The sequence below is a fragment of the Rhodoferax sp. RT4P68 genome (genome assembly GCF_056521305.1).
Genome location: NZ_JBWMBB010000017.1, coordinates 78,525 through 103,553, shown reverse-complemented (window position 1 = coordinate 103,553; position 25,029 = coordinate 78,525). Strand labels below are relative to the sequence as shown.

The window sequence follows — 25,029 nt, the reverse complement described above, 5'->3', positions numbered from 1 at the left end:
CCCTCAGCCCTCTCCCGCAGGCCTCTCCCGCAGCCCTCTCCACCCCCGCGACCCCAGCGATCGCAATGACCTCTAAAGGCATGGGCGTTAGACGGTGCCGTGGCAAGGGGCACCGGTCAGGGCCGCACGCCGTCGCGCAGCTTGCGCGCGATGTCGTCCAGCACCGGCAACAGGTCGTCCACCGAATCGACGACGTAGTGCGCCCCGGCACCGGCCAGCTTGGCCGTGGCGGCGCTGCGTTGCACCTGCTGCTCAGAAGCGGAGAGGGCGTTCCATTCGGCCAGCGTCAGGCCCATGGCGTTGCCGCTGACGGCGACGCCCACCGTCCAGGTGCCGGCGTGCAGCCCTTCCTGGATGCCAACCTCGGTGTCGTCCACTTTCACGACGGTGGCGGGCCACCAGACGCCCAGGTCGGCGAAGGTGCGCCACATCATCAGTGGCGAGGGCCGGCCGGCCGCCAGGTCGCCGGCGCAGACGAGGTTGTCCGGCGCGTAGCCCCCGGCAGCCGCGATCGGCAGCAGCACCTCCATGATGGGCCGGTTGTAGCCTGTGGTGGAGCCGATCTTCAGGCCGCGCGCACGCACGGCCGCCACGGTCTGCAGCGCGCCGGGGATGAACTCTGCGAAGTCGGCCACCACGGCCGCGTTCATCGGCGTGAAGACCTCGTACAAATGGTCCACGTCCGCATCGGTGAAGGGGCGGCCGTGGCGGGCCTGCCATTGCGCGGCCACGTCCGGCAACTGGCCCAGCGCGTGGATGTGATCCCACTTGGCCACGCCCATCGGGCCGCGTGCCTGCTCGATGGTGAGCGCAACGCCGAACTGCTCGAACAGCCGCACGAAGGCGCCCATGGGCGCGCAGGATCCGAAATCCAGGATGGTGCCGGCCCAGTCGAACACGACGGCGCTCAGCGCCAGGGGCTTGGTCGATGCGGGAAGAGGGGTTGTCATGGGGTGTTCAGGCTTTCGAAGACATGTTGTTCTGTCACCAGGCCGCCATCACCTCTTCGGCAATGCCGAAGGCGGTGCTGGCGCCAGTGCCGCTGGTGACCAGCACCACGCGTGTGGCCTCGTCGGGTGCGTCGATCAGGCAGTCGGTGCTGGCCGATGACGGGTAGGTGCCGACCCAGCGCTCGCTGACGCGGCAGTCCTGCAGCTGCAGGGTGCGGTGCAGGTGCTGCAGGATCAGATCGTCCACGCGCTCCTGCGCGAAGGGCGCGGGCGCGGCGCCGTAGTGGTGGGAATCGCCGACCACCAGCGAGCCGTCTGCACTCTGCACGACGATCAGGTGGATGCCGTGCGCCAGCGACTCGGCGTCCTCGCGTTCGAGCTGCGCGAGCAGCGGCGCGGCGGCCGGCAAGCGGCTGTAGCCGTGGTAGCGCACCAGGCTCAGGTCGGCCATCACCGCGCCGGGCAGGCGAAAGCCCGGCTGTGGCACCACGCGCAGCATCTGCAGCTGGCACAACCGCAGCTGGTGGGGCAGCAGGCGCTCGGCGAACAGGCCGTGCAGCTCGCTGTTGGTACAGACCACCACGCGCTCTGCGAACAAGGTGCCGCGCGCGGTGCGCACGCGCGGCGTGGCCACCTCGAGCACGGCCTCGCCGAAGCGGAACACCACACCGTGCGCCTGCGCCAGCCAGCGCGCCAACAGGCCGATGGCGGTGCGCGACTCGACCCGCATCTCGTGCGGGCTGTACAGCACGGCCTGGGCGCCTTGGAGCTGCAGGGCAGGCGCGCGGCGGGCGGCTTCGTCGGGGGCCAGCAGCTCGCAGCCATCGGCCATGTCGGTCGCCATGAAGGCTTGCAGCACCGGCAGCGCCAGCGGCCGAAAGGCCGTGAGGTACAGGCCGTGGTGCACGGCCTCGATGCCGGCCTGCGGGGCGACGGCGCCCCAGACCTCGCGCGCGCGGCGGGCGCGGCGCCAGGTATCGCCGGCGCCCTGGCCGGTGACGGTGATGAAGCCGAAGTTGCGGATCGAGGCGCCGACGCAGGCCGCGTCGCGCTCGACCACGCAGACCTTCAGGCCACGCTGCGCGGCGGTGTAGGCGTGGGCCAGGCCAACGATGCCGGCGCCCACCACGATCAGGTCGAATCGGGAATCTGAAGAAGTGTCCACGGTGCTTACAGGAGAGGGGTGGAAGGCGGCCGGTGCAGCTTGAGCACCGGCCAGCGGCGCGATGCGGCCTCTTCGGCCAGCCGGGCGTCGGGGTCGACGGCGACCGGCGCGCCCACGGCCAGCAGCAGCGGCAGATCGTTGATCGAGTCGCTGTAGAACGTGGCGTTGGCCAGCGCGGCCTCGGCGTCCTGCCCACGCTCGGCCAGCCACTGCTGCAGGCGCTGCACTTTGCCGCCCTGCATGTTCAGCACGCCTGCGGTGTGGCCGGTGAAGCGGCCATCAGTGTGCTGGGCCAGCTCGGTGGCGATCAGGTGGTCGAAGCCCAGTGCATCGGCGCTCGGCTGCGCCAGGATGCGGCTGGACGCGGTCGTCAGCACCAGCAGGTCACCGGCCGCGCGGTGCTGCTGCACCAGCGCATGGGCTTCCGCCGGGATGCGTGGCAGCACCACGCGCTGCGCGAAATCGGCCAGCAGGGGGGCCCACTGGGCCGGTGTGCGGCCACCGAAGACGGACGCGTAGAACGCGCAGAACTCGGCCGGCGTCACCAGCCCCGCGTGGTAGCGCCGGTCCATCTCGGCATTGCGCTCGGCCAACTGCGGGTCCAGCGCGTCCAGCGCGCACTGGGCCAGCAGGTAGTCGACCCACAGCACCTCGCTGTCGCCGCTCAGCAAGGTGTTGTCCAGGTCGAACAGCGCCAGGCGGGGGGAGTGAGTGGGGGCGTGCGGAGGCAAGGGCGCAGGGAAGGTCGGGCGGGCCCCCGTCATGTCGCGCGCCCCCGCCACGCCTGGGTGCTGCGCTCCACCCACCGGCCCAACCCCAGGTAGACCAGCGTGACCAGCGCCGAGGTGCCGGCGATCAGCACCGCCATGGCCGCGGCCGCGCCGGTGTCGCCGGCTTCGTCCAGGTTCAGGATGGCGACCGAGGCCAGCTTGGTGTCTGGCGAATACAGGAACACCACGGCCGAGATCGTCGTCATCGCGTTGATGAAGAAGTAGCGCGACACGTCCAGCAGCACCGGCAGGCAGATCGGCAACGTCACGCGCCAGAAGGTGGTGAACAGCGGCACCTTGAGCGAGGCGGACACGGACTCGAATTCGGCATCCAGGGCCTTCAGTGCGGTCACCACCGTGACGTGGCCGGTCGTATAGAAATGCACCACCGTGCACAGCACCATCAGCGGCAGCGTCTGGTAGAGCACGTTGAGCGGGTTGCCCGGGGCGTTGAAGAAGAAGATGTAGCCCAGGCCCAGCACCAGGCCGGGCACGGCCATCGGCAGCATGGCCAGCAGGCGCACCACGGGGCGCAGCGCATCGAAGCCGCGCGTCTTCTCCAGCAGCCAGGCGCCGACGAACACGATCACTGGCCCCAGCACGGCGGTGCACGCCGCCAGCTGCAGGCTGTTGAGCATGGCGTCGCCCAGCTCGGCATCGACCAGGCCGGCGAAGTAATGGTCCAGGCTGGGCGCAAGGTTGTAAGGCCACAGCTTGGCGAACGAGGCGAACACCGCCATGCCGAACATCGCCACCACCAGCGCGACGATGACCAGGCAGTACAGCGTCATTGCGGCGTCGAAGCCCCGTGCGCGGCGCGGCACCAGCGCGACGGCGCGTGCCGTCAGCGTGGCGGTCTGCTTGCGCTGCACCAGGGTGTCGATACCGAAGGTCAGCACCGCCGGCAGCAACAGCAGCAAGGCGACGACGGCGCCACGCTGGAAGTCCTGCTGCCCGATCACCAGCTTGAACACGTCGGTCGCCAGCACGTTGAAGTTGCCGCCGATCACCTTGGGGATGCCGAAATCGGTGATCACCAGCGTGAAGCAGACCAGCGCGGCCGAGATCAGCCCGTACTTGGCGCCGGGCAGCGTGATCGTCATGAACTTGCGGCGCGTGCTGGTGCCCAGCGCGTCGGCCGCCTCGTACAGCCGCGCATCGGCCAGCGACAGCGCGGTGACCAGAATCATCAGCACATGCGGAAAGGTGGCGAAGCACTCGGCCAGCACGATGCCCGGCGCGCCGTAAATGCTGTCGAAGCCCAGGCCCCGCCAGAAGTCCCTGGCCACGCCCTGGTTGCCGAACCAGTAGATCAGCGAGATCGCCGACAGCAGCGAGGGCGCCAGCAGCGGCAGCAGCATCACCGTGCGCAAGAGCGGCTTGCCGGCCATGCAGCTGCGCGTGAGCGCGTAGGCAAACACAAAAGCCAGCGGCACGACGATGGCCGTCACCAGTGCCGAGACCCACACGCTGTTCCACAGGCTGGTCAGCAGCCCGGGCGATGCGAGGTAGGCCGCAAACACCGCCAGGCCCGACTGCGCCACACCGTCCGGCGCGTCCAGCGCTTTGGACAGGATCAACAGCAAGGGTGCGACCAGGCCCACGCCCAGCAGCAGCAAGATGCCGAGCAGGCCCAGGCTGGCCAGCCGGTCCGACCAGTGCACGCGCATCTTCAAAGGTGCGGCGCTATGGGGCGCCGCTGCCGCCGCGAGGGTGTTCACGCCGCGGCGCCCAGTGGGAACACGCGCAGCCGGTCGGCGCGCAGCGCGAAGCGCACGCTGGCGCCTTCGTGCACGCCGAATTCGTCCATCTGGTTCAGCGAGTACTGCAGATGCAGGGGCTGGCCAGGAATGCCCTCGACCTCGACCTCGGCCATGCAGTTGCCGCCCAGGAACTCGATGTGGCGCACGGTGCCGGCGCAGCGCAGCGGGTCATCGTCGCGCACGCCGCCGACCACGCGGTCTTCGGGGCGCCAGTACAGGGCCACATCGCGGCCCGGCGCGATGGCTGCGCCGGCCGCCGGCGCGCACTGCAGGCGCTTGTCGCCGCAGCGGAACCAGTGGTCGGCCTCGGCCACGGCTTGCATCCGGTTGACCTTGCCGACGAAGCTGGCGACAAAGGGCGTGGCCGGCTCGCGGTAGATCTGCAACGGCGTGCCGACTTGCTCGATCACGCCGTGGTTCATGACCACGATGCGGTCGGCCACCGACAGCGCCTCTTCCTGGTCGTGCGTCACCATGATGGTGGTCACACCCAGCCTGCGCTGCAGCGCGCGGATCTCGTTGCGCAGGTGCACGCGCACGGTGGCGTCTAAAGCGGATAGAGGCTCGTCCAGCAGCAGCAGACCGGGCGAGGTGGCCAGTGCCCGCGCCAGCGCGATGCGCTGCTGCTGCCCGCCGGACATCTGCGCCGGGTACTTGCCGCCGCTGCCCGCCAGGCCCACCAGAGCCAGCAGCTCGTCCACGCGTGTGGCGATCTGCTGGCGCGTCTGGCGCCGGTTGACGAGGCCATAGCCCACGTTCTGCGCCACCGTGAGGTTGGGGAACAGCGCGTAAGACTGGAACATGATCCCGTAGTCGCGCTCGGCCGGCGGCAGCACCGAAATGTCGCGCCCGGCCTGCACGATCTGGCCGGCGGTCTGGGCTTCGAGCCCAGCCACGATGCGCAGCAGCGTCGTCTTGCCGCAGCCAGACGGCCCCAGGAAGCACACGAACTCGCCGCGCTGGATCGACAGGTCGATGCTGTGCAGCGCGTTGAAGGCGCCGAAGCGTTTGTGGATGCCCCGCAGCGCGAGGTAGGCGGTCTGGTCCATGGCGGGCGACTGCGGCTTACTTCTTCGCTTCGCTCTTGGCGTCGTAGCGCCTGGACCATTCGGCCAGCGTGCGTTCGCGCCCGGCGGCGGCCTTGTCGAAATCCAGCTTGATCAGGCGCGACTCGTAGTCGGCCGGGATGTTGGCCAGCTTGGGCGCCACGCCCGGCTGCGCCGTGATGGCGAAGTTCTTGCCGTACAGGATCATCGCGTCCTTGGACGAAGCCCAGTCGGCCAGCTTCTTCGCCGCGTCCAGCTTCTTCGTGCCTTTGTAGATGCCGAAGGCTTCCAGGTCCCAGCCCAGGCCCTCCTTGGGGAACACGAGCTCGATGGGCGCGCCCTTCTGCTTGTTGGTGTGGCCACGGTATTCGAACGAGATGCCGGCCACGAACTCACCAGCGGCCGCCATGTTGCAGGGCTTGGAGCCCGAATGCGTGTATTGCGCGATGTTCTGGTGCAGCGCATCCATGTACTGCCAGCCGCCGCCCTTGCCGGCGTCGTCGCCCCACATCTGCAGCCAGGACACCACGTCCAGATAGCCCGTGCCGGACGATGCCGGGTTTGGCATGACCACCTGGCCCTTGAACTCGGGCTTGGTCAAATCCTTCCACGTGGCGGGCAGGGCGATGTTCTTCTTCTTCGCCTCGACGGTGTTGAAGCACACCGTGGCGCCGAACACGTTCATGCCGAACCAGGCTGGCGGCGACTGCTTGTCGCGGTACGCGGGCATGATCGCGTCGAGGTTCAGCGGCGCGTAGGGCTCCAGCATGCCTTCGCGCTTGAACAGGGCCATGCTGGTGGCAGCCACGCCCATCACCACATCGGCCTGCGGGTTGGCTTTCTCGGCCAGCAGCTTGGCGGTGATGACGCCGGTCGAGTCGCGCACCCACTTGATCTCGATGTCTGGCTGCTGGCGGTTGAATGCCTCCTGGTAGGCCTTGAGCTGGTCGGTCTCCAGCGCGGTGTAGACGGTCAGTTGTTGCTTCTGCGCATGGGCAGCGCTGGCCAGCACGACGCCCAGGGTGGCGAAGGTCAGCAGCTTGGCGGCGAATTTCATCGAATGCTCCAGATGGGAAAGCCGTGACTTTGGCCACGCAAGAAGTCATCTTCGTGACATGTTCGCGAAGCAAAATTGAGGCCACGATCGTAGATTGCTGTTTGTAAATCGTAGACAATCTGTTGATTCGCTCGCTTCCCGATCACATCTTCACGCCCATGACCACTCCCATCCACGAGGCCATCGCGCAACTGCAAGGCACCTCGCTCGCCAGCCTGGTGCACAACGAGCTGGAGCGCATGATCGTGGCCGGCGAGTTGCTGCCCGGCGCCAAGCTGACCGAGCAGACCGTGGCCGGCCAGCTGGGTGTCTCGCGCGGCCCGGTGCGCGAGGCCTTTCGCATGCTCGAAGAAGCGGGCCTGGTGCGCACCGAGAAGAACCGTGGCGTGTTCGTGCGCGACATCGCGCTCGACGAGGCGCTGGAGATCTTCGAGCTGCGCGCCGTGATGGAGATGTACATCGGCCGCAAGCTGGCCGAGACCGTCACCGCCGCGCAGACCAAGGCCTTGCGTGCGCTGGTCGACGCCATGGACCAGGCCAGCAAGGCCGGCGCGGCGCAGGATTTTCACCGTGCCAACCTGGCGTTTCACGACAGCCTGCTGCAGCTGGCGGGCAACGCCAAGTTCGCAGCCGTGTACCGCCGGCTGATCAAGGAGCTCTCGCTGATCCGGCGCAAGAACCTCGGCGCCGAGTCCATGGCGGTCTACGCGCGCGAGCACCGGCAGATCGTCAAGGCCATCGCCGCGCGTGATGCCGAGGCCGCGGGGCGGGCCATGTTCGACCATGTGATGAACAGCCGCGAGCGCACGCTGCTGAACTTCGAGGCCCAGGCGCCGGCGCCCGTGGCCCCTACGCGCGGGCGTGCGCCGGCCCGATCACCCGCCTGAGATGAAACTGCCCCCACGCTCATCGCTTCGCGTATCGCTGCCCCCCGAGGGGGCGCGTCAGCGGCTTCGGGCGGCCGGGCGCCACTGACATGGCACTCGCCTTCGACGACATCGCGCTGCTGTTCCAGCGCCACGGCGGTACGCAGTACAGCGGCGAGCCGGTCACGCAGACCGAGCATGCGTTGCAGACCGCGTTCCTCGCCGAACAGGGCGGAGCCGACGACGAACTGGTCACGGCCGCGCTGCTGCACGATCTGGGGCACCTGCTGCACGACCACGGCGATTCGCCGACGCTGCGCGGTGTGGACGACCTGCACCAGTACGCCGCGTTGCCTTTCCTACGCGGGCTGTTCGGACCGCGCGTGCTCGACGCCATCTGCTGGCATGTCGACGCCAAGCGCTATCTGTGCGCCACACGGCCCGGCTACCACGCGGCGCTGTCGGCCGATTCGCAGCGCAGCCTGGTGTTGCAGGGCGGGGTGTTCACGGCCGAGGCGGCGCAGGAATTCATCGCCCGGCCGAACGCGCCCGAGGCGGTGCAGCTGCGCCTGTGGGACGACCAGGCCAAGGTGCAGGGCATGGCCACGCCAGATCTGGCGCACTACCTGGCGCGCGCGCGGCGCTGCCGCGTCGCGAGGCCCTGCGAACCTGGGGGAGGCAGGTCGCGACCTGCGCCGCTGCCCTGACGGTCAGTCGTTCAAATACTCTTTCAGCAAACCCTGCAGCCACCGCCCGAACACCTGCACACGCTGCGCCAGGTGCCGGTGGTGCGGGTAGACCAGGTGCACCGGCATCGGCGGGGGCCGGGCACCGGGCAGCACCTCCACCAACTCGCCCGCTTGCAGATGTTCGCTCACGTCGAACGCGGGGATCTGGATCAGGCCCAGGCCGGCCAGCGCGCAGGCGATGTAGGTTTCGGCGTTCTGGGCCGCTACGGAGCCCGGCAGCGCCAGCGTCTGTGTGGAGTCGCCGTCCTGCCATTCCCAGGGCGCGAACGTGCCGCTGGCGGTGGGGCCGTAGTGCACCTCGCGGTGGCCGTCATCCCGCAGCGCCTGCGGTGTGGCCGGCGTGCCGTGCCGGGCCAGATAACCCGGGCTGGCGCAGTTGATCAGCCCCAGATGGCCGAGCGGACGCGCCACCAGGCTGCTGGCTGGCAAGTGGCCCACGCGCAGCGCGCAGTCCACGCCCTCTTGCACCAGATCGACCGTGCGGTCGCTGCCACCCAGCTCCAGTTCGATGCCGGGGTGCAGCGCGAAGAACTGGGGCAGGCGCGGCGCCACCAGGCGGCGCGCGATGCGGCTGGGCATCTCCACCCGCAGGCGGCCGGCTGCGGCCGCGCTGCCCGGGCGGAACAACTGCTCCAGCTCCTCCATGTCGGCCACCAGCGTCTCGGCGCGCGCCAGCAGTGCCTCGCCATCGGGCGTCAGCCGCACGCTGCGTGTCGTGCGCTGCATGAGGCGCGCGCCCAGCCGCGCCTCCAGCTGCTGCAGCGCGCCGGAGACGGTGGCGCGCGGCAGGCCCAGTTGCTCGGCCGCCTGGGTGAAGCTGCCGCATTGGGCGATACGTGCGAACACGCGCAGGTGGTCGATGCGATCCATGGATTGGTCGGAATTTCCGGATAGTCTAGACAGAAGTTGGCTCTTTATCCGCTGGATGATCGTCAATAGACTGCGTCGGGCCCACACAACAACAGGAGCACCGCATGTCCCATCCCACCCTCCAAGACAAAGTTGCCGTCATCGCTGGCGGCGGCAAGAACCTCGGCGCGCTGATTGCCGCGCAGTTCGTCGATGCAGGCGCCAGCGGCGTGGTGTTGCACTACAACAGCGACTCGTCCAAGGCGGAGACCGACAAGACCGCCGGCGTGCTGAAAGAGAAGGGCGCCGATGTGCTGACCTTCCAGGGCGACCTGTCGGTGGTGGCCCATTGCACGCAACTGTTCGACCGCGCGCAGGCGCATTTCGGCCGCGTCAACGTGGCCGTCAACACGGCCGGTGTGGTGATCAAGAAGCCCATCCTGCAGGTCACCGAAGACGACTACGACAAGAGCTTCGACGCCAATTCCAAGGCCGCGTTCTTCTTCCTGCAGCAGGCCGGCCGCGTGCTGGCCGAGCGCGGCAGCATCGTGACCATCGTCAGCTCGCTGCTGGCGGCCTACACCGATTCGTACGCCGTCTACCCCGGCAGCAAGGCGCCGGTGGAGCACTTCACGCGCGCGGCGTCCAAAGAGTTCGGCGCGCGCGGCATCAACGTCAACGCCATCGGCCCCGGCCCCATGGACACGCCGTTCTTCTACGGCCAGGAGAGCAAGGAATCGTCGGCCTACCACGCGTCTGCTGCCGCGCTGTCGGGCTTCTCGAAGAAGGGGCTGACTGACATCGAGGACATCGCGCCGATCGTGAAGTTCCTGGTCACCGAGGGCTGGTGGATCACCGGCCAGACGATTTTCGCCAACGGCGGTTACACGACGCGCTGAATGGCCATGAACCGCTGGCCATCGCCCGTGGCCGAGTCCATGTGCTGCGGCTGATGGAACCAACAAGAGGAAGAAATCCATGCACATGGCCATGGTGATGGGCGCAGGCGTGCTGCTGCTCGTGGTGTTTGTGATGTTCGGCTGGCTGTGGGGCGCCAGCGCCGCCGGCATGGCGACTGCCGCCAAAGTGTTCATGCCGGTCTGGCTGCTCGTGGCGGCCACCAACATGTGGGTCGGCGTCACGCACGCGGGCTACACCGTGCGGCAGGAGGCGCCAATCCTCTTGCTCGTGTTCGCCGTGCCGGCCGTCGCCGCCGGCATCGTGGCCTGGCAGTTGTCGCGCGGCTGAACGGGCTGCATTCGACGAGTTTGCGGGCGGGTGTTCTGCTAACGTCCGCCGCGTCGTTGTTCGAGGGGGAAGGCCCATGGCCGTCGAAGGAAGCGCGGGTGACCTGGTCAAGGTCGTGAGCCTGCTGGGTGCCGCCGTGGTGGCGGTGCCCCTGTTCAAGAAACTCGGCCTGGGCTCGGTGCTGGGCTACCTGGCGGCGGGGCTGGCCATCGGCCCGTTCGGGCTCAAGCTGTTCGACGATCCGCAGGCCATCCTGCACGTGGCCGAACTGGGTGTCGTGATGTTCCTGTTCGTGATCGGGCTGGAGATGCAGCCTTCGCACCTGTGGAGCCTGCGCAAGCAGATCTTCGGCCTGGGCAGCCTGCAGTGCCTGGTATGCGGTGCCTTGTTGACGCTGGTGGGCATCGGCTTCGGCTTTTCGTGGCCGGTGTCGTTCGTCAGCGCCATGGGCTTCGTGCTGACGTCCACCGCCATCGTCATGCAGCTGCTGGGCGAGCGGGGCGACATCGCCGCGCCGCGCGGGCAGCGCATCGTCTCCATCTTGCTCTTTGAAGACCTGCTGATCGTGCCGCTGCTGGCTGTCGTGGCGTTCATCGCACCGCCCGCGCTGGACGCCGCTGCCGTCGCGCCTTCCCGCTGGGGCGTGGTCGGCCTGGCGCTGGCGGCGCTGGCCGCGCTCGTGGCGGCCGGCGTGTGGCTGCTGAACCCGTTCTTTCGCGTGTTGGCCAATGCCAAGGCACGAGAGGTCATGACGGCCGCCGCGCTGCTGGTGGTGCTGGGCGCGGCGCTGCTGATGCAGCTGGGCGGCTTGTCCATGGCCATGGGCGCGTTCCTGGCGGGCGTGCTGCTGTCCGAGTCCACCTTCCGGCATCAGCTGGAGGCCGACATCGAGCCCTTCCGCGGCCTGCTGCTGGGCCTGTTCTTCCTGGGCGTGGGCATGTCGCTCGACCTGGCCGTGGTGGCGCAGAACTGGCAGCTGATCGTGGCCGGCGTGCTGGCGCTGATGGCGACCAAGGCCGCGTGCATCTACGCCGTGGCGCGCTTTGCCAAGAGCTCGCATGCCGATGCGCTGGACCGCGCCGTGTTGATGGCGCAGGGCGGCGAGTTCGCGTTCGTGCTGTTCGCCGCCGCCCTGGGCGCACGCGTGATCGACGCCACGGTCAACGCCAACATGACCGCCATCGTCGTGCTGTCGATGGCGTTGACGCCGCTCGTGGTGCTGCTGCACGGCCGCTTCGGGCCGCGCAGCGCGGTGTCGATGGAGGGCGTGGAAGAGGCGCACGACCGGCAGGCCAACGTGCTGGTCATCGGCTTCGGCCGTGTCGGCCAGATAGCCAGCCAGGGCGTGGTGGCGCGCGGCGCCTCGCTGACCGTGATCGACAACGACACCGAAGTGATCCGCGCCGCGCAGGCCTACCTGGGGTTCAAGGTCTACTACGGCGACGGCGCGCGGGCCGACGTGCTGCATGCGGCCGGCGCGCACAGCGCCAGTGCCATCCTGGTCTGCGTGGATGACAAGGCCGCCGCCACGCGCATCGCCGAAACTGCCAAACACGAGTGCCCGCATGCCCGTGTGCTGGTGCGGGCCTTCGACCGAGAGCACGCGCTGGCGCTGGTCAAGACCGGCGGCGCGGACTTCGTGGTGCGCGAGACCTTCGAGTCGGCCATGCTGCTGGGGCGTGAGGCCGTGCTGGCCACCGGCGCGACGGTCGACGAGGCCGATGCGGTCATGGCCGACCTGCGCCGGCTGGACGGTGAACGGTTCGACCTGGAGGTCGCGGGCGACGCTTTTGCCGGCCGGGCCCTGGTGCTGGGCCGCTTGCGCAAAAAGGAGAACGACGATGCCAACGCCCAAGCCCCCGCCGTCTGACGCTGCCGCGCCTTCGCCGCTGGACGCCCCCGCCGTGGTGGCGTTCTGGCGCGACGCCGGCCCCCCACGCTGGTTCGCCAAGGACGAGGCTTTCGACCGGCGATTCCGCGAGTGCTTCCACGACCTGCATTTCGCTGCGGCGCGCAGGGAGCATGACGGCTGGCTGGCCACTGCCGAGGGCGCGCTGGCGTTGCTGCTGTTGCTGGACCAATACCCGCGCAACTGCTTTCGCGGCACCGGGCACATGTACGCCACCGACCCGCTGGCGCGCATGTTCGCGCGGCAGGCGATCGACCTCGGCCTGGACCAGCAGGTCGAGCCTGCGCTGCGGCTGTTCTTCTACCTGCCGCTGTCGCATTCCGAAGATCTGGCGGACCAGGAGCGTGCGCTCGCGCTGAACACCGCGCTGGGTGAGCCCTCGCGCAGCCACGCGCAGGAGCACCGCGACATCGTCGCCCGCTTCGGCCGGTTTCCGCACCGCAACGCGCTGCTGGGGCGGGAGACGTCGGAGGAGGAGGAGGCTTTCCTCCGGGCGGGCGGGTTTGCGGGGTAGTCACCCGCCCGCGCACTCGCGCAACAGCAGGCGCAGCCCCTCCGGCGTCATCGTGAAAGCGAAGCGCTCCTGCGTCGGCTGCCCGTCCGGTGTGTCGGCGGCGGTGATGTCGAAATGGCCGAGCAGCGTGGCCATGGCCATCTTGATTTCCAGCAGCGCCAAGTAGCGGCCAGGGCAGGTGCGGGCGCCGGCGCCGAAGGGGGTGGAGACGCGCTTGGCATCGTTGGCCTGTTGCGCTTGCCCGCCTGGGCCAGCCAGCGCTCGGGCTCGAAGGCGGCGGTGCGGGGCACGTGGGCGTCGCTCACGCTGTTGCGGCGCATCAGGTTCAGCACCACGGCGTCGGCGGGTAGCAGCAGGTCGCCCACCTGCGTATCGCGGATCGCCTGCAGGGCGATGAACGCGGCCACGGGTTTGAGGCGCATGGTCTCGTGGGCGCAGGCCTCCACGAAATCCAGCGGGGCCAGCTGCTCCATGGTGGGCGCGCTACGGTCGGCGACCACGCGGCGCACTTCCTCGGTGGCCCGCGCCAGAGCGGCCGGGTGGCGCCACAGCAGATCGACCATCCACGACAGCGTGTTGGCCATGGTGTCTTCGCCGGCCAGCAGCATGGTGAAGACGTTGCCGGCGATCTGCGTGTCGTCGATGCCGCTGCCTACTTCGTCGGCGGCCACGACCGTTGCCTCCAGCAGGTTGGCCGGCTGCAGCAGCGCACGTGCGGCGGCGGCCTTGGCGGCTGTGGCGGCATGCGCTTGGATTCGTCCATGGGGGCTTTCGGCGGTGGCGGTCGTGGGATCGGACTGGCGACGCGCAATTGAGGTGGCGCAGCGCACGGTGTCGAGCCCCGTGCGCGCCGGCCGAACATCGTCTGCACGCCCTGGATGCAGACATCGCGAGCGTGCAGACCGCCAGTTCTCATCTGAAGAGTGGACGCGGTGTACCGCAACCGCGGGACACGCCCCCGTTGTCCGCGCCGGTGCCCCGAAGGACAGTGGTGACGTGGCAATCCCGTCACGGACTTCGGCCTCGAAGCGACGCCACGTGCGTCGAAAGGACTCACCATGAAACACCCTCTTGCTGCGTGCACACTGCCAGATCTGAAGCGGAGCATGACGAAGCTGCTGGCGCGATGGCTGGTGATGCTGATGCTGGCCTGTGGCTCGACCGCAGGCTTCGCGACGCCGATCGACCCACCCCAGCCTGGCGCGTGGCTGATGTTTCTGTGCCAGGCGTCCGACGCCCCGCAAGAGCCGCAGACGCTGGCCCACTACCGCGAATTGTTCGACCCTGCGAATCCCGATCTCGTGCACGCCTATTTCCGCGCGATGAGCTTCGGCAAGGCCGACATCTCCAGGACAGCCGTGCTGGGATGGTTCCGCATGCGGGTGACCACCGCCGAGCTGGATCCTGCGGTGCGCAACAGCGCGACCAACCCCGGCCGCGCACAGACGGCAGAGGATTGCAAGGCGGCCGGTATCCAGAGTCTGGCTGCCTCGGGCTCCACCATCGATCCGAACCGCTGGGCCGGATTCATCGCCGTCATCAACGTCAATGCCGACGTGGGAGCGGTGGGCAAGAGCGTGGTGGCCAACGCGCTGGAACCGGCCTCGTTCTACCAGCACGAGATGCTGCACGTGATGGGCGTCGGGCACACCTACAACTTGCCCAACAACCGGTCGGACGACCACCTCTGGGGCTCGCCGGTGGTGTTCGCCTACGACGACCCATGGGACGTCATGAGCTACAACGTCGGCATCTTTTCGTACGACAGCGCCAGGCATGGCCAGACCGGGCCGGCATTGAACATGGCCTACCGCTCGCTGCTGGGCTGGTTGCCCGCCAACCGGATCACGACGCACCGCGTGGTGCGCGACGCCGACCGCAGGGCCGTGCGCGTCGCCTTAGCGCCCGTCAGTGAGCCACAACGGCCAGGGGCGCTGATGGCGGTGGTGAGCCTGCCGAATGGCGTGCGGTATGCGGTCGAGTACCGCAAGCAAAGCGGCTTCGACCGTGGCGTGCCGCGCGAAGAGGTCGTCGTGCGCGAATGGCGTGTCGACCAGGTGACCTACCTCGTGCGGCAGCAGAACGGCCATGTCGGCTACTACCCCGGTGAGACGCCGTTCACCGACACCCGCAACGGGCTGAAGATCACGGTCCAGTCGATTGCCGTGGATGGGAACAGCGCCATCGTCACGATCGACACGCGATCGGCGCGCGCGCAGTGCCTTGCCGCCTGCGTGGCCGAGCGCAACGAGTGCATGGGCAACGTTCCGAGACCTGGATCGCCCAGCGCCCGGCAATGCGTGCAGAACTACCAGCGGTGCATCGCTGCGTGCTGACCGCCACGTGACCCGGCACATCACCCGGCACTGGCGGGCGGCGCGCTGCCGACGCGCCACGCCCACGCGGCACAATCCGCCGATGCTCATGTACCCCCAGATCGACCCGGTCGCCCTGCAGATCGGTCCCGTTGCCATCCACTGGTACGGCATCACCTACCTCGTCGCGTTCGCGCTGTTCATGTTCCTCGGCATCCGCCGGCTGCGGCATGAACCGTTCGCCTCCATCACTGGCCCCGGCGCCTGGTCCCGCAAGGACGTGGAAGACATCCTGTTCCTGGGCGTGCTCGGCGTCATCGTCGGCGGGCGGCTGGGCTATTGCCTGTTCTACAAGCCGGGCTACTACCTCGCGCACCCGCTGGAGATCTTCTACGTCTGGCAGGGCGGCATGGCGTTCCATGGCGGCATGCTGGGCGTGATCGGCTCCATGCTGTGGTTCGCGCACTCGCGCCAGCGGCCCTGGATGCAGGTGGCCGACTTCGTGGCGCCGTGCGTGCCGACCGGGCTGGCGGCAGGGCGCGTCGGCAATTTCATCAACGGCGAACTGTGGGGCCGCTTCTCCAGCGCCGATCTGCCCTGGGGCATGGTGTTCCCGCAAAGCGGCTCGATGCTGCCGCGCCACCCCTCGCAGGTCTACCAGTTCCTGCTGGAAGGGCTGCTGCTGTTCGTGCTGCTATGGCTGTACGCCCGCAAGCGCCGGGCTGAAGGCCAGGTGGCCGCCATGTTCTTGATCGGCTACGGCGTGCTGCGCTTCGTGGCCGAGTTCTTCCGTGAGCCCGATGCGTTCCTGGGCATCCTGTCGCTGGGTCTGAGCATGGGCCAGTGGCTGTGCGTGCCCATGGTGCTGGCCGGCATTGCCATGTGGGTCTGGTGTGGCAAGCGCAGCGTGGGGCGCACAGTCACCCGCTAAAGTCGCAGCGTCGCGGAGGACGGGCGTCAGCGGTGGCTGCCCGTGACGTGGGGTGTCGTCCCACATCAGCACATGGCCATGCCCTTGGGTGCAGGCACCAGCGTGGTGCCATTCTTAGGGAATGTCCAGTGCCCACTCCAGTGCCCCATCCAGGGCCCACGCCCCCCGCCGCCCGTCCATGCTCGCGCGACCGTCGCCCAGCGGCACTCCTGCCTGGCCGGTCAGCCGGCTGCAGGCGTATGCCTGTTCGGACGATCGCTACCCGGCCAGCGCGGCCGCCATTGCGCTGCCGCAGAGCGCGCCCTTGTTTCGGGACTCCTACACCCAGCTGCTCGATGCCGCGACCGACGCCGACGTCGCGCGTCGGCGTGCGCTGGGCTTGCTGCGCGAATCGCTGGCCGCCGTCGAGGACACGGCGGACGATCTGCCTGCGCGACCGGACGATCTGGCGGCCTGGATGACAGAGTCCGCCACGCGCGCGACCGATGCCTACCAGGACTACCTGGCGCAGCGCAGGGCGGGCGCGCCTCGGCGTTTCTTCACCAGCCGCGCACATGCGCTGTACTTTCTGCAGACCGTCGCGCCCACCAAGCTGGTCGACGGCTCGTGGCTGTACGGCACGCTGCGCCACGCGCGTGACCCGCGCATGGCGGGCCTGGCGCAGACGTACCTGGAAGAGCTGGGCAACGGCGACATCACCAAGAACCATGTGGTGCTCTTCCGTGGGTTGCTGCAGTCGCACGGGCTGAATGAGGGCACGCATCTGGACGACGCCTACTTCCAGCAGGGCGCCATCCAGCTGGCCTTGGGCCTGACGACCGAGCAGATGCTGCCCGAGGTGATCGGCTTCAACCTTGGCTACGAGCAGCTGCCGCTGCATCTGCTGATCACGTCGTATGAGCTGAACGAGCTGGGGATCGACCCGTACTACTTCACGCTGCACATCACCGTGGACAACGCCGACAGCGGGCACGCGCGCAAGGCAGTGGACGCGGTGGCGCAAAACGCTTCGCGCTACCCCGACGCCGCACAGTATTGGAACCGCGTACGCCAGGGTTACCGCTTGAATGACCTGGGCTTGGGCACCAACGCCTTGATCCAGGGATTCGACGCCGAGACAGAGTTGCTCCGCATCCTTCGCGCCAAGAGCGTGGCCGGCGAGGGCGCCCATTCGGACTATTGCCGCATCGAAGGCAAGACCGTCAACGAATGGCTGGGCGACCCGGCGCAGATGCGGGGATTCCTCGATGCGCTGGTGCGCAAGGGATGGATCGAACGTGGCTCGAACCCCAACCAGAGTCGCTTCTGGCAACTGCTTTCAGGCGACCGCGCCGAGATGTTCGGCGTCTTCAGCGACTACGAGCTGCAGGTCATCTTCGACTGGATGCGTGGCGATGCCAGCGCGGACGGCACACGCTTCGACGCCGAGGTGCCGGAACCGGGCAAGCGCTTGCGACCGATGAGTTTTCGCGCGCAACAGCGGCTGCAGGCAGCCCGTGATGCTGCGGCGGATGACGCCGAGTCCGCGCTGCTCGCCATGGCGCCGGGAGCGCATTGGACGGCTGAGGGCCTGGCGGCCACGCGGCAGCTGGTGACGTCGATTCGCGCCGCGTGACGCCCGGCGGTCTCTCGCTTCAGGCCGCGTCGGGCGCGTTGACTCCGGCCCCCGGTCGCTGCGGATAGGGCGGCACCTTGCCGGACTGGGCCAGCGCGCTGCTGACCTGCAACAGCAGCTCCAGGTCGAGTTGGTCGGGGTCGCGCGTCACCAGGTCGTAGTGGCACAGCGTGCCGATCAGCGTGCCGTCTGGCTCCATGATCGGAATGCCGCAATACGCCAGCACCACGTCGCGCGCGGGGTGATTCGCCGTGCGCGGGTCCACGCGCGCGTCAGCGGTCACGAAAGGCTGTCGGCGCTCGCGCACATACGAGCAGTAGGTGGCGGTGTCGGCAACTTCGGCGGCTTGAGTCTCCAACAGGTTGTCGCGGTCGATGTGCACGCACGACGTCGCCATGCCCCCCTGGAAGCGGAAGATGCTCAGGAACCGGTAGTCCGACCGGCGCAGCACTGAATACAGTGCCGCGCGAATGCCGTCACTGTGCAGCAGGCTCGCAAACACGTTGAACGCCACGGTGGTCTGGTTGATCGTGCCGCCGGTTGCCAGGGCGGGGCGTGAGAGGGCGTCGGCGAGTTCGGTCGATTGCGCAGCGCCCTGCATGGCAGGCTTCACGTCGTGCGGGGCCGGGCCCGGTGGATTGGGGTTCGTCATTGCTGCGGGTCCCAAATGGAAAGGGCCGAGACAACATGCCCGGCCACCAGGGGAGTTTAGAGGCTGTGGGATTGCCATTGCTTTTAGGGGCATGGCGTTGCCATGTGGCAGGCAGCCGGGCGCAGATGTGGCGCAGGCGGGCAACCCAATCGGTGCCCGTCCTACAGGCAAAGTCTGGCGAGCCCCAGACACTGCAGGCCCTTTGCGCGCCCTGCACAACACCATGAAATCGATGCGCCAGTCCGTTTGGATCGTCCTGTGGAGCGTGCTGCTGACCATTGCGGCAGGCCTCATCATCATGAACTTCACGAGCGGTGAGAAGAAGCTCGAAAGACATGTGCAGCGGGAATACGCACTGCACGATGCGCAATACCAGCGTGCGCTCAGCGTGCTGCTGGGGCCGCCGGTGATCGAAGGCAACCGCTTCGAGGCGCTGTACAACGGCGACCGCATCTTCCCGCCCATGCTGGCCGCCATCCGCGGCGCGCAGCGCAGCATCACCTTTGAAACGTACATCTACTGGTCTGGCGACATCGGCCGCGCATTCGCCGACGCGCTGGCCGAGCGCGCGCGAGCGGGTGTCAAGGTGCATGTGCTGCTCGACTGGGTGGGCAGCGCCAAGATCGACGAGAAGTTTCTTCAGGAGATGGAAGCTGCCGGCGTGCAGGTCCGCAAGTTCCACGAACCCGCCTGGTACCACCTGGGCCGCATGAACAACCGCACGCACCGCAAGCTGCTGGTGGTGGACGGGCGCATCGGCTTCACCGGCGGCGTCGGCATTGCGCCGCAATGGACGGGCGACGCGCAGGACGCCGACCACTGGCGCGACTCGCACTACAGGGCCGAAGGCCCGGTGGTGGCGCAGATGCAGGCGGTGTTCATGGACAACTGGATCAAGGCCTCTGGCGACGTGCTGCATGGCGAGACCTACTTCCCCGCGCTGGCGCCCGTGGGTACCGGCCGCGCCCAGGTGTTCAGCAGTTCGCCATCCGGCGGCAGCGAGAGCATGCACCTGATGTACCTGCTGTCCATCGCCGCGGCGACCAAGACCATCGACCTCTCAAGCGCTTACTTCGTGCCGGACGAGTTGACCGTCGAGGCGCTGGTGGCCGCCATGCGGCGCGGCGTGCGGCTGCGCATCATCACGCCCGGGCCGATCATCGACGCGCAGACCGTGCGCGCCGCGTCACGCGCCAGCTGGGGGCCATTGCTGGAGGCCGGCGCCCAGATGCACGAATACCAGCCGACCATGTTCCATTGCAAGGTGTTCGTGGTCGACGGGCTTCTGGTGTCCGTGGGCTCGACGAACTTCGACAACCGCTCGTTTCGCCTGAACGACGAAGCCAACCTCAACATCTACGACGCCGATTTCGCGGCGGCGGAGACGGCCCAGTTCGAGGCCGACCTCAAGCACTCGCGGCGCATCACGCTGCAGGCCTGGCAGGACCGCCCGCTGCGCGAGAAGGCCATGGAGCATCTCGCCGCCACGCTGTCTTCACAGCTGTAGGGGGCGGGCGGGCCCCGCCGGGGCGCGCTGTGCTGGTGTGGAGCGACGGCACAAGACGGCACAATCGGCGCCGATCTTTTTCGCACACACCGCACAACGAGGAGCGCCATGCCCAGCCTGTTTCCGACCTGGACCTTGAAGACCACCGGCGAGGTGGCGCCCGACGAGCGGCTGCCCACAGCGCAGACCATCGTGATGGGCGTACAGCACGTGGTGGCCATGTTCGGATCGACCGCGCTGGCGCCCATCCTGATGGGGTTCGATCCCAACACGTCGATCTTCTTTTCCGGCGTCGGCACGCTGATCTTCTTCCTGCTGACCGGCGGCAGATTGCCCAGCTACCTGGGCTCCAGCTTCGCGTTCATCGGGGTGGTCATCGCGGCCACGGGCTATGCCGGCAGCGGGCCGAACGCCAACATCGGCCTGGCGCTGGGCGGCATCATCGCGGCGGGGTTGCTGTACATCGCCATCGGCCTGGTCGTGCAGGTGCTGGGCACGGGCTGGATCGAGCGGTTGATGCCGCCCATCGTCACCGGCACGGTGGTGGCCGCCATCGGGCTGAACCTGGCGCCGGTCGCGGTCAAGATGCTGGGCGGCACGACCTTCGACACCACGGTGGGCCTGCTGACCGCGCTGGCCGTCGGCCTGATCGCCGTGCGCGGCCAGGGCGTGACGGGGCGGCTGCCCATCCTGCTGGGTGCGCTGTTCGGCTATGTGCTGTATGCCATCGGCACCAACGCCATGGGCTGGGGCAAGCCCATTGATTTCTCGGGCGTGGCGCAGGCGGCGTGGTTTGGCCTGCCCAAGTTCAGCGCGCCGGTGTTCGACGCCTCGGCCATGCTGCTGATCGCGCCGGTCGCCGTGATTCTGGTGGCCGAGAACCTGGGCCACGTGAAGGGCCTGGCGGCCATGACCGGCCGCAACTTCGACCCGCTGATGGGCCGCGCCTTCATCGCAGACGGCATCGCCACCGTGGTCTCGGGCGCGGGCGGCGGCACGGGTGTGACGACGTATGCCGAGAACATGGGCGTCATGGCGGTCACGCGGATCTATTCGACGCTGGTGTTCGTGGTGGCCGCGCTGGTGGCGCTGCTGCTGGGCTTCTCGCCCAAGTTCGGCGCACTGATCCTGACGCTGCCGGTGCCCGTGATCGGCGGGCTGGCGCTGGTGGTGTTCGGCCTGATCGCGGCCACTGGTGGGCGCATCTGGGTCATGAACAAGGTCGATTTTTCGCGGCCGCGCAACCTGATCACGGCCGGTGTGGCGCTGACGGCCGGGGCGGGGGACCTGACGCTGTCGATCGCGGGGTTCAAGATGGGCGGCATCGGCACGGCGACCTTCGGCGCCATCGTGCTGTACCACCTGCTGCGCGAGCGCGAGGCAACCCGTCTTTGAAGTGCCCTGCATCCAAGTCCCGGCCTTCGAGCCAGGCATGCCACATCGGCGACAACCGGCGCGGCCGGGCCATGGACATACTGGCGCATGGCCGTAGCACCTGATCCCTCCGCCCACCCCTTGCTCAGGGCCCCGGTGCTGCCCACGCTGTGGCGCTTGGCGGTGCCCAACATGGTGGCCATGGTGGGCAGTGCGGTGGCGGCGATCGGCGAGACCGCGTATGTGGGGCAGCTCGGTGTGGCAGCGCTGGCCGGCATGGCGTTGGTGTTCCCGCTGCTGATGCTGCAGCAGATGTTCTCCGGCGGCGCGATGGGCGGTGCGGTCGCGTCACTGGTGTCGCGGGCGCTGGGCGCCGGCCAGACGGCGCGGGCTGAAGCCTTGGTAGTGCACGCCCTGGCCATCGCGGTGGTGGCGGGGCTGGCGACCACGGTGGTGATGCTGACGCTATCGGATGCGGTGTTCGGCCTGCTCGGTGGCCAGGGCGAGCCGCTGGCGCAGGCGGTGGCCTATGCCCAGGTGGCCTTTCTCGGCTCCACCGGTGTGTGGCTGCTCAACACCTTGTCGGCGGTGCTGCGGGCCACCGGCAACATGCTGGTGCCGTCGGCCATCCTCATCGCCGTGGGCCTGGCGCAGGTGGCACTGGCCGGCGTGTTCGGCCTGGGCGCCGGGCCCATCCCGCGGCTGGGCATGCAGGGCATCGCCCTGGGTCAGGTGCTCGCGTATGCCGGCGGCACGGTCGTGCTGGGCTGGTACCTGCACAGCGGCAAGGCGCGTATTCGCCTGCGCCTGCGCGGCGCCACCTGGCAGCCTGCGCTGGCGCGCGACCTGCTGCAGTTGGGCCTGAAGGCCTGCGCCTCGCCGGTGCAGACCATCGGCACCATGATGATCGTGACCTGGCTGGTGGCGCGCAGCGGCTCGCAGGCGCTGGCCGGCTACGGCATCGGCATGCGGCTCGAATTCCTGCTGGTGCCGCTGGCCTTCAGCTTCGGTGCCGCGTCAGTGCCGCTGATCGGTATGGCGATCGGTGCCGGCCAGGTCGCCCGGGCCCGCCGCGTGGGCTGGACGGCGGCGGCGATGGCCGGTCTGCTGCTGGGCGCGGCCGGCCTGGTGCTGGCCGTGGTGCCCGGCCTCTGGACGGACCGTTTCACCCAGGACCCGGCCGTGCTGGCCGCAGCCGACACCTACTTCCGCTGGGCTGGGCCGTTCTACGCGCTGTACGGCGCCGGGCTCAGCCTGTACTCGTCGGCCATCGCGGCCAACCGGGTCGGCGGCCAGGTGCTGGCCGGCACGCTGCGGCTGCTGCTGGTGGCGGCGGGCGGCGCGGCCCTGGTGGCCGCGCAGGCGCCGGCCTGGGCGATCTTCGCGCTGGTGGCGGTTGGCATGGCGGTCTACGGCACCGCGTCGATTCTGTTGGTCCGTTACACGCCTTGGGAGCCGCCGCTGCGGATGACGCCGGCCTGAGCTTGGGCCTTCATATCAGGCGTGCAGATGAGTCCGGCGGGGCGGCCGGTAAATGTCGCGCTGCGGCCTGAACCTGAAGGGCGCCTCGGTGCAATCGGCGGTCGGCGGTCGGCGGCAGACGCTGGCGTCGGCAGCCAAGGGGCTGCGCGGCGACCGCGATGCCGCCGGGCAGCGGTTGACAGCCGAAGACTGGTCAGTGACCTTGGTGGATGAGGAAGGAGGGACGGCGTTGCGTCCGTTGCTGTCCTTGCCTCCGCCCCATTGAGCGACAGCAGCGCAGCGGGTGCGGTCTGTCGGGGCGGGCGCTCCGGCCGACGGGAATCGGCTAGGAGCGGGCCCCGGCTGAAGCGGTTGGTCTACGCCACTGAAGCTAGCCAGGTCCGCACAGACCAAGGATTTGTTCCTGCTGCGAACAGTTCTTCGCAGGTTTCGAATTCGCGGGCGTTCCCATATTCGGCTTTCCGGCGATGCAGGAGCGGATCTCACGCGTCGTCGCAGGATAGTAGAACCAACCGCGTCCGAGATCCGGAAGCGCCATCTGAACCTCTCGCCACTTCGGATGTCCTTTTTCTTGAAGCATCGAGAAGTTCTGGCACAGCGAACGCGTCAAATCGCGAAGGTGGTCCGCTGTATCTTTGAGCTGAAAATTATAGGTGACAAGGAACGCCTTGACGGCCAAGCCCGGGATATCGGTTGTCAGCAAGTTGGGATAATAGTTGGCCCGAATGCTCGCTGCAAAATACGTTTTGAGAACCTCTGTACTGGTCGAATGATTGGGGTCGAACTTGAGTAACTTGATGAGTTTTCGTGACTCAGGCTTCATGTCGACGAGCAGTTTGGCAGGCTGACCGGCGACGACCGCGACCACGTCGATCGACTTGTCGGTGACCAGCTTGGTCAGCCCCTCCTCATTGGACAAGTAACTGGTGCCCGCCGGCGGCATGGATTCACCAAACATCAAGCGATAAAGCGTCGATGAGGTGAGCGCTGTTCCGCTCCCCGACTCGCCTGCATTGATCTTTGCGTTTTGGATTTCGTGGATGTAATTCAGCTCCGAGTCAGCGCGAACGATGAAATAGATTTCCTCGTTATAAAGTGGCATCACCACCCGCAACGGCCTGATCATCGCGCGGGCTTCCACATTTCCGCTCTCAGCAAGGTCTAGAAAGGCCTGATAAACGTCGGATTGCACAAGCGCCAGTTTGACACCCGGGTCGTAACGCAGGCGCCGAACATTTTCTGCCGATCCGGCTGAAGGCAAAGCTTCGAGCTTGATGTCTGCAGAAGGGGCAACAAGCTCGGCAAGATCGCGCCCGATCTTGATATAGGTGCCTCGCTCTGACGCAGTGACGATTTTGTATTCCACCGTCGCGAAGGCCGGAATATGACAGAGCGTCGTCACCAATAACATGCTCAATATACATTTTTTCATCTCAAAGCTTCTCCCGTGGTAGCCGGGTCGCAGAGCCCCAACGATGCAACGGCCGGTGGACATTTTCCAACTGCCGATAGCTCTTGAGGGGTCCTTGTTACGGGCTCAATCGCCGGCGATGGTTGCGCAGCCAGTGGATACTCAGCACGAGGTGGCGTCAGCGTCGTTTTTGCAGGTCGATTTGCGCTGGCCGGGGGTGTTTGAACCATGCCGACTTGTTTCGAAGCCGCATCGACTGCTGCTGCGCGATTTACTGGTGCAGACTCCTCGGGCTGACGCGCGCCGGACATGTCGATGACCGCCTGGTTTGGGCCCTGCGTTCGCGCGGGTGCTGCAGGATGCCCACGGTACAAATACACCGCCACAGTTGTCGAGATCAATAACAGCAATATAGCCGCGATCGCCATGGATTTGCCGCGTGGCCGATCGGCGAGGTTGGCAGACGTCACGGACAAGTGGGTTTGTGTGACCGTTCGCCGTTCAAGGTGTGAATCAGTCAGGCGAGCAATGGGGTGCTCAACCCTGGAAGCTTCAACTGCGGGATTTAAAGCCTTGTCGACAATCCAAGGCGGGAGCGAGAAATCAAAATCCGATGCGTCAACCAGAGAAAACCCAGCGCCACATTGATAGCACTTCGTCGCGGTTCGGAGGTCCATCGCGCCACACTGGTGACAGGGTTGAAGGTTCAATTGTCCGTCACAATGACTGCAATCATCTGCGTCAGGCGGATTGAGATGCTGGCAGAAAAGGCACTGCAGACTAGATAATTGCGACATCTCGGTCAGGCCACCTTCATATTCCGCAAAGTTGCATCAGCAGATTAAAGAAACTGAGC

General features: G+C 67.6%; 23 protein-coding genes and 1 pseudogene. 12 read left to right on the top strand and 12 right to left on the bottom strand.

Annotated elements, in window-relative coordinates; translation table 11 throughout:
• Nucleotides 1-116 precede the first annotated feature (116 nt).
• From phnX to AC099J_RS28125, 6 genes are read right to left on the bottom strand one after another with little or no spacing between them, the layout of a single operon-like run.
• Nucleotides 117-950, bottom strand: coding sequence for a phosphonoacetaldehyde hydrolase (phnX, locus tag AC099J_RS28150; protein WP_479618621.1), 834 nt, complete (start codon nucleotides 948-950; stop codon nucleotides 117-119).
• Between the two features lie 34 nt (nucleotides 951-984).
• Nucleotides 985-2,115, bottom strand: a complete 1,131-nt coding sequence (locus AC099J_RS28145; protein WP_479618620.1) for a TIGR03364 family FAD-dependent oxidoreductase — start codon at nucleotides 2,113-2,115, stop codon at nucleotides 985-987.
• Nucleotides 2,116-2,120: 5 nt separating this feature from the next.
• Nucleotides 2,121-2,846, bottom strand: a complete 726-nt coding sequence (locus AC099J_RS28140) for an HAD family hydrolase (protein WP_479618619.1) — start codon at nucleotides 2,844-2,846, stop codon at nucleotides 2,121-2,123.
• A 29-nt stretch (nucleotides 2,847-2,875) separates the two neighbouring features.
• Entirely contained in the window at nucleotides 2,876-4,555 is a 1,680-nt protein-coding gene (locus AC099J_RS28135; protein WP_479618659.1) for a putative 2-aminoethylphosphonate ABC transporter permease subunit, read from the bottom strand.
• 47 nt (nucleotides 4,556-4,602) lie between these two features.
• Nucleotides 4,603-5,697, bottom strand: a complete 1,095-nt coding sequence (locus AC099J_RS28130) for a putative 2-aminoethylphosphonate ABC transporter ATP-binding protein (protein WP_479618618.1) — start codon at nucleotides 5,695-5,697, stop codon at nucleotides 4,603-4,605.
• Between the two features lie 16 nt (nucleotides 5,698-5,713).
• Nucleotides 5,714-6,751 carry a putative 2-aminoethylphosphonate ABC transporter substrate-binding protein gene (locus AC099J_RS28125; RefSeq protein WP_479618617.1) on the bottom strand — a complete coding sequence of 346 codons (1,038 nt, stop codon included), beginning with the start codon at nucleotides 6,749-6,751 and terminating at the stop codon, nucleotides 5,714-5,716.
• 158 nt (nucleotides 6,752-6,909) lie between these two features.
• Between AC099J_RS28125 and AC099J_RS28120 the strand changes: the two genes are divergently transcribed.
• Nucleotides 6,910-7,638 (top strand): phosphonate utilization associated transcriptional regulator, encoded by a 729-nt coding sequence (locus tag AC099J_RS28120; protein WP_479618616.1) that lies wholly within the window; start codon nucleotides 6,910-6,912, stop codon nucleotides 7,636-7,638.
• A gap of 89 nt (nucleotides 7,639-7,727) precedes the next feature.
• Nucleotides 7,728-8,324 carry a phosphonate degradation HD-domain oxygenase gene (locus AC099J_RS28115; RefSeq protein ID WP_479618615.1) on the top strand — a complete coding sequence of 199 codons (597 nt, stop codon included), beginning with the start codon at nucleotides 7,728-7,730 and terminating at the stop codon, nucleotides 8,322-8,324.
• 3 nt (nucleotides 8,325-8,327) lie between these two features.
• Here the strand turns inward: AC099J_RS28115 and AC099J_RS28110 are convergent, their stop codons facing one another.
• A complete protein-coding gene (locus tag AC099J_RS28110) occupies nucleotides 8,328-9,236 on the bottom strand; it encodes a LysR family transcriptional regulator (protein ID WP_479618614.1) in 909 nt (302 codons plus the stop codon).
• Nucleotides 9,237-9,340: 104 nt separating this feature from the next.
• Here AC099J_RS28110 and AC099J_RS28105 point away from each other — a divergent pair, with 104 nt between their 5' ends.
• The 4 genes from AC099J_RS28105 (at nucleotide 9,341) to AC099J_RS28090 (ending at nucleotide 12,886) form a co-directional block, all read left to right on the top strand.
• Complete coding sequence (locus AC099J_RS28105; RefSeq protein WP_479618613.1) at nucleotides 9,341-10,114, top strand: SDR family oxidoreductase; 774 nt, start codon at nucleotides 9,341-9,343, stop codon at nucleotides 10,112-10,114.
• Nucleotides 10,115-10,193: 79 nt separating this feature from the next.
• Entirely contained in the window at nucleotides 10,194-10,463 is a 270-nt protein-coding gene (locus AC099J_RS28100) for a hypothetical protein (RefSeq protein WP_479618612.1), read from the top strand.
• A gap of 76 nt (nucleotides 10,464-10,539) precedes the next feature.
• On the top strand, nucleotides 10,540-12,333 hold the full coding sequence (locus tag AC099J_RS28095) for a monovalent cation:proton antiporter-2 (CPA2) family protein (protein ID WP_479618611.1): 1,794 nt from the start codon (nucleotides 10,540-10,542) through the stop codon (nucleotides 12,331-12,333).
• On the top strand, nucleotides 12,305-12,886 hold the full coding sequence (locus tag AC099J_RS28090) for a DUF924 family protein (protein WP_479618610.1): 582 nt from the start codon (nucleotides 12,305-12,307) through the stop codon (nucleotides 12,884-12,886). Before AC099J_RS28095 ends, AC099J_RS28090 begins: the two co-directional genes overlap by 29 nt.
• On the opposite strand, the gene AC099J_RS28085 is transcribed toward AC099J_RS28090, so the two are convergent.
• Together AC099J_RS28085 and AC099J_RS28080 are read right to left on the bottom strand one after the other, a co-directional pair.
• Nucleotides 12,887-13,048 (bottom strand): hypothetical protein, encoded by a 162-nt coding sequence (locus tag AC099J_RS28085; RefSeq protein WP_479618609.1) that lies wholly within the window; start codon nucleotides 13,046-13,048, stop codon nucleotides 12,887-12,889.
• A 128-nt stretch (nucleotides 13,049-13,176) separates the two neighbouring features.
• Nucleotides 13,177-13,557, bottom strand: a pseudogene (locus AC099J_RS28080) (cytochrome P450); the annotation flags it as partial.
• Between the two features lie 435 nt (nucleotides 13,558-13,992).
• Here AC099J_RS28080 and AC099J_RS28075 point away from each other — a divergent pair.
• From AC099J_RS28075 to AC099J_RS28065, 3 genes are all read left to right on the top strand, one after another.
• On the top strand, nucleotides 13,993-15,222 hold the full coding sequence (locus tag AC099J_RS28075) for a metallopeptidase domain-containing protein (protein WP_479618608.1): 1,230 nt from the start codon (nucleotides 13,993-13,995) through the stop codon (nucleotides 15,220-15,222).
• 82 nt (nucleotides 15,223-15,304) lie between these two features.
• Nucleotides 15,305-16,132, top strand: a complete 828-nt coding sequence (gene lgt, locus AC099J_RS28070; RefSeq protein WP_479618607.1) for a prolipoprotein diacylglyceryl transferase — start codon at nucleotides 15,305-15,307, stop codon at nucleotides 16,130-16,132.
• A 178-nt stretch (nucleotides 16,133-16,310) separates the two neighbouring features.
• Nucleotides 16,311-17,747: an iron-containing redox enzyme family protein gene (locus tag AC099J_RS28065; RefSeq protein WP_479618606.1), complete on the top strand. Its 1,437-nt coding sequence runs from the start codon at nucleotides 16,311-16,313 to the stop codon at nucleotides 17,745-17,747.
• A 19-nt stretch (nucleotides 17,748-17,766) separates the two neighbouring features.
• Here AC099J_RS28065 and AC099J_RS28060 read toward each other — a convergent pair whose 3' ends face one another.
• The gene (locus AC099J_RS28060) at nucleotides 17,767-18,399 is read right to left on the bottom strand and encodes a GAF domain-containing protein (RefSeq protein WP_479618605.1); all 633 of its coding nucleotides are present in this window, start codon (nucleotides 18,397-18,399) and stop codon (nucleotides 17,767-17,769) included.
• 223 nt (nucleotides 18,400-18,622) lie between these two features.
• Between AC099J_RS28060 and AC099J_RS28055 the strand changes: the two genes are divergently transcribed.
• The 3 genes from AC099J_RS28055 (at nucleotide 18,623) to AC099J_RS28045 (ending at nucleotide 22,762) form a co-directional block, all read left to right on the top strand.
• The gene (locus tag AC099J_RS28055; RefSeq protein WP_479618604.1) at nucleotides 18,623-19,906 is read left to right on the top strand and encodes a phospholipase D-like domain-containing protein; all 1,284 of its coding nucleotides are present in this window, start codon (nucleotides 18,623-18,625) and stop codon (nucleotides 19,904-19,906) included.
• 108 nt (nucleotides 19,907-20,014) lie between these two features.
• Nucleotides 20,015-21,301, top strand: coding sequence for a solute carrier family 23 protein (locus tag AC099J_RS28050; RefSeq protein WP_479618603.1), 1,287 nt, complete (start codon nucleotides 20,015-20,017; stop codon nucleotides 21,299-21,301).
• A 120-nt stretch (nucleotides 21,302-21,421) separates the two neighbouring features.
• Complete coding sequence (locus tag AC099J_RS28045; protein WP_479618602.1) at nucleotides 21,422-22,762, top strand: MATE family efflux transporter; 1,341 nt, start codon at nucleotides 21,422-21,424, stop codon at nucleotides 22,760-22,762.
• Nucleotides 22,763-23,132: 370 nt separating this feature from the next.
• Here AC099J_RS28045 and AC099J_RS28040 read toward each other — a convergent pair whose 3' ends face one another.
• Together AC099J_RS28040 and AC099J_RS28035 are read right to left on the bottom strand one after the other, a co-directional pair.
• A complete protein-coding gene (locus tag AC099J_RS28040; RefSeq protein ID WP_479618601.1) occupies nucleotides 23,133-24,194 on the bottom strand; it encodes a TAXI family TRAP transporter solute-binding subunit in 1,062 nt (353 codons plus the stop codon).
• Complete coding sequence (locus AC099J_RS28035; RefSeq protein WP_479618600.1) at nucleotides 24,191-24,970, bottom strand: double zinc ribbon domain-containing protein; 780 nt, start codon at nucleotides 24,968-24,970, stop codon at nucleotides 24,191-24,193. Before AC099J_RS28035 ends, AC099J_RS28040 begins: the two co-directional genes overlap by 4 nt.
• Nucleotides 24,971-25,029 lie beyond the last annotated feature (59 nt).

Excerpts from the sequence above, each read along its gene's own strand:
- phnX (WP_479618621.1), bottom strand. The coding sequence starts at position 950 with ATGACAACCCCTCTTCCCGCATCGACCAAGCCCCTGGCGCTGAGCGCC.
- AC099J_RS28135 (WP_479618659.1), bottom strand. The coding sequence starts at position 4,555 with ATGCGCGTGCACTGGTCGGACCGGCTGGCCAGCCTGGGCCTGCTCGGC.
- AC099J_RS28130 (WP_479618618.1), bottom strand. The coding sequence starts at position 5,697 with ATGGACCAGACCGCCTACCTCGCGCTGCGGGGCATCCACAAACGCTTC.
- AC099J_RS28125 (WP_479618617.1), bottom strand. The coding sequence starts at position 6,751 with ATGAAATTCGCCGCCAAGCTGCTGACCTTCGCCACCCTGGGCGTCGTG.
- AC099J_RS28120 (WP_479618616.1), top strand. The coding sequence starts at position 6,910 with ATGACCACTCCCATCCACGAGGCCATCGCGCAACTGCAAGGCACCTCG.
- AC099J_RS28115 (WP_479618615.1), top strand. The coding sequence starts at position 7,728 with ATGGCACTCGCCTTCGACGACATCGCGCTGCTGTTCCAGCGCCACGGC.
- AC099J_RS28110 (WP_479618614.1), bottom strand. The coding sequence starts at position 9,236 with ATGGATCGCATCGACCACCTGCGCGTGTTCGCACGTATCGCCCAATGC.
- AC099J_RS28105 (WP_479618613.1), top strand. The coding sequence starts at position 9,341 with ATGTCCCATCCCACCCTCCAAGACAAAGTTGCCGTCATCGCTGGCGGC.
- AC099J_RS28100 (WP_479618612.1), top strand. The coding sequence starts at position 10,194 with ATGCACATGGCCATGGTGATGGGCGCAGGCGTGCTGCTGCTCGTGGTG.
- AC099J_RS28095 (WP_479618611.1), top strand. The coding sequence starts at position 10,540 with ATGGCCGTCGAAGGAAGCGCGGGTGACCTGGTCAAGGTCGTGAGCCTG.
- AC099J_RS28090 (WP_479618610.1), top strand. The coding sequence starts at position 12,305 with ATGCCAACGCCCAAGCCCCCGCCGTCTGACGCTGCCGCGCCTTCGCCG.
- AC099J_RS28075 (WP_479618608.1), top strand. The coding sequence starts at position 13,993 with ATGACGAAGCTGCTGGCGCGATGGCTGGTGATGCTGATGCTGGCCTGT.
- lgt (WP_479618607.1), top strand. The coding sequence starts at position 15,305 with ATGCTCATGTACCCCCAGATCGACCCGGTCGCCCTGCAGATCGGTCCC.
- AC099J_RS28065 (WP_479618606.1), top strand. The coding sequence starts at position 16,311 with ATGCTCGCGCGACCGTCGCCCAGCGGCACTCCTGCCTGGCCGGTCAGC.
- AC099J_RS28060 (WP_479618605.1), bottom strand. The coding sequence starts at position 18,399 with ATGACGAACCCCAATCCACCGGGCCCGGCCCCGCACGACGTGAAGCCT.
- AC099J_RS28055 (WP_479618604.1), top strand. The coding sequence starts at position 18,623 with ATGAAATCGATGCGCCAGTCCGTTTGGATCGTCCTGTGGAGCGTGCTG.
- AC099J_RS28050 (WP_479618603.1), top strand. The coding sequence starts at position 20,015 with ATGCCCAGCCTGTTTCCGACCTGGACCTTGAAGACCACCGGCGAGGTG.
- AC099J_RS28040 (WP_479618601.1), bottom strand. The coding sequence starts at position 24,194 with ATGAAAAAATGTATATTGAGCATGTTATTGGTGACGACGCTCTGTCAT.
- AC099J_RS28035 (WP_479618600.1), bottom strand. The coding sequence starts at position 24,970 with ATGTCGCAATTATCTAGTCTGCAGTGCCTTTTCTGCCAGCATCTCAAT.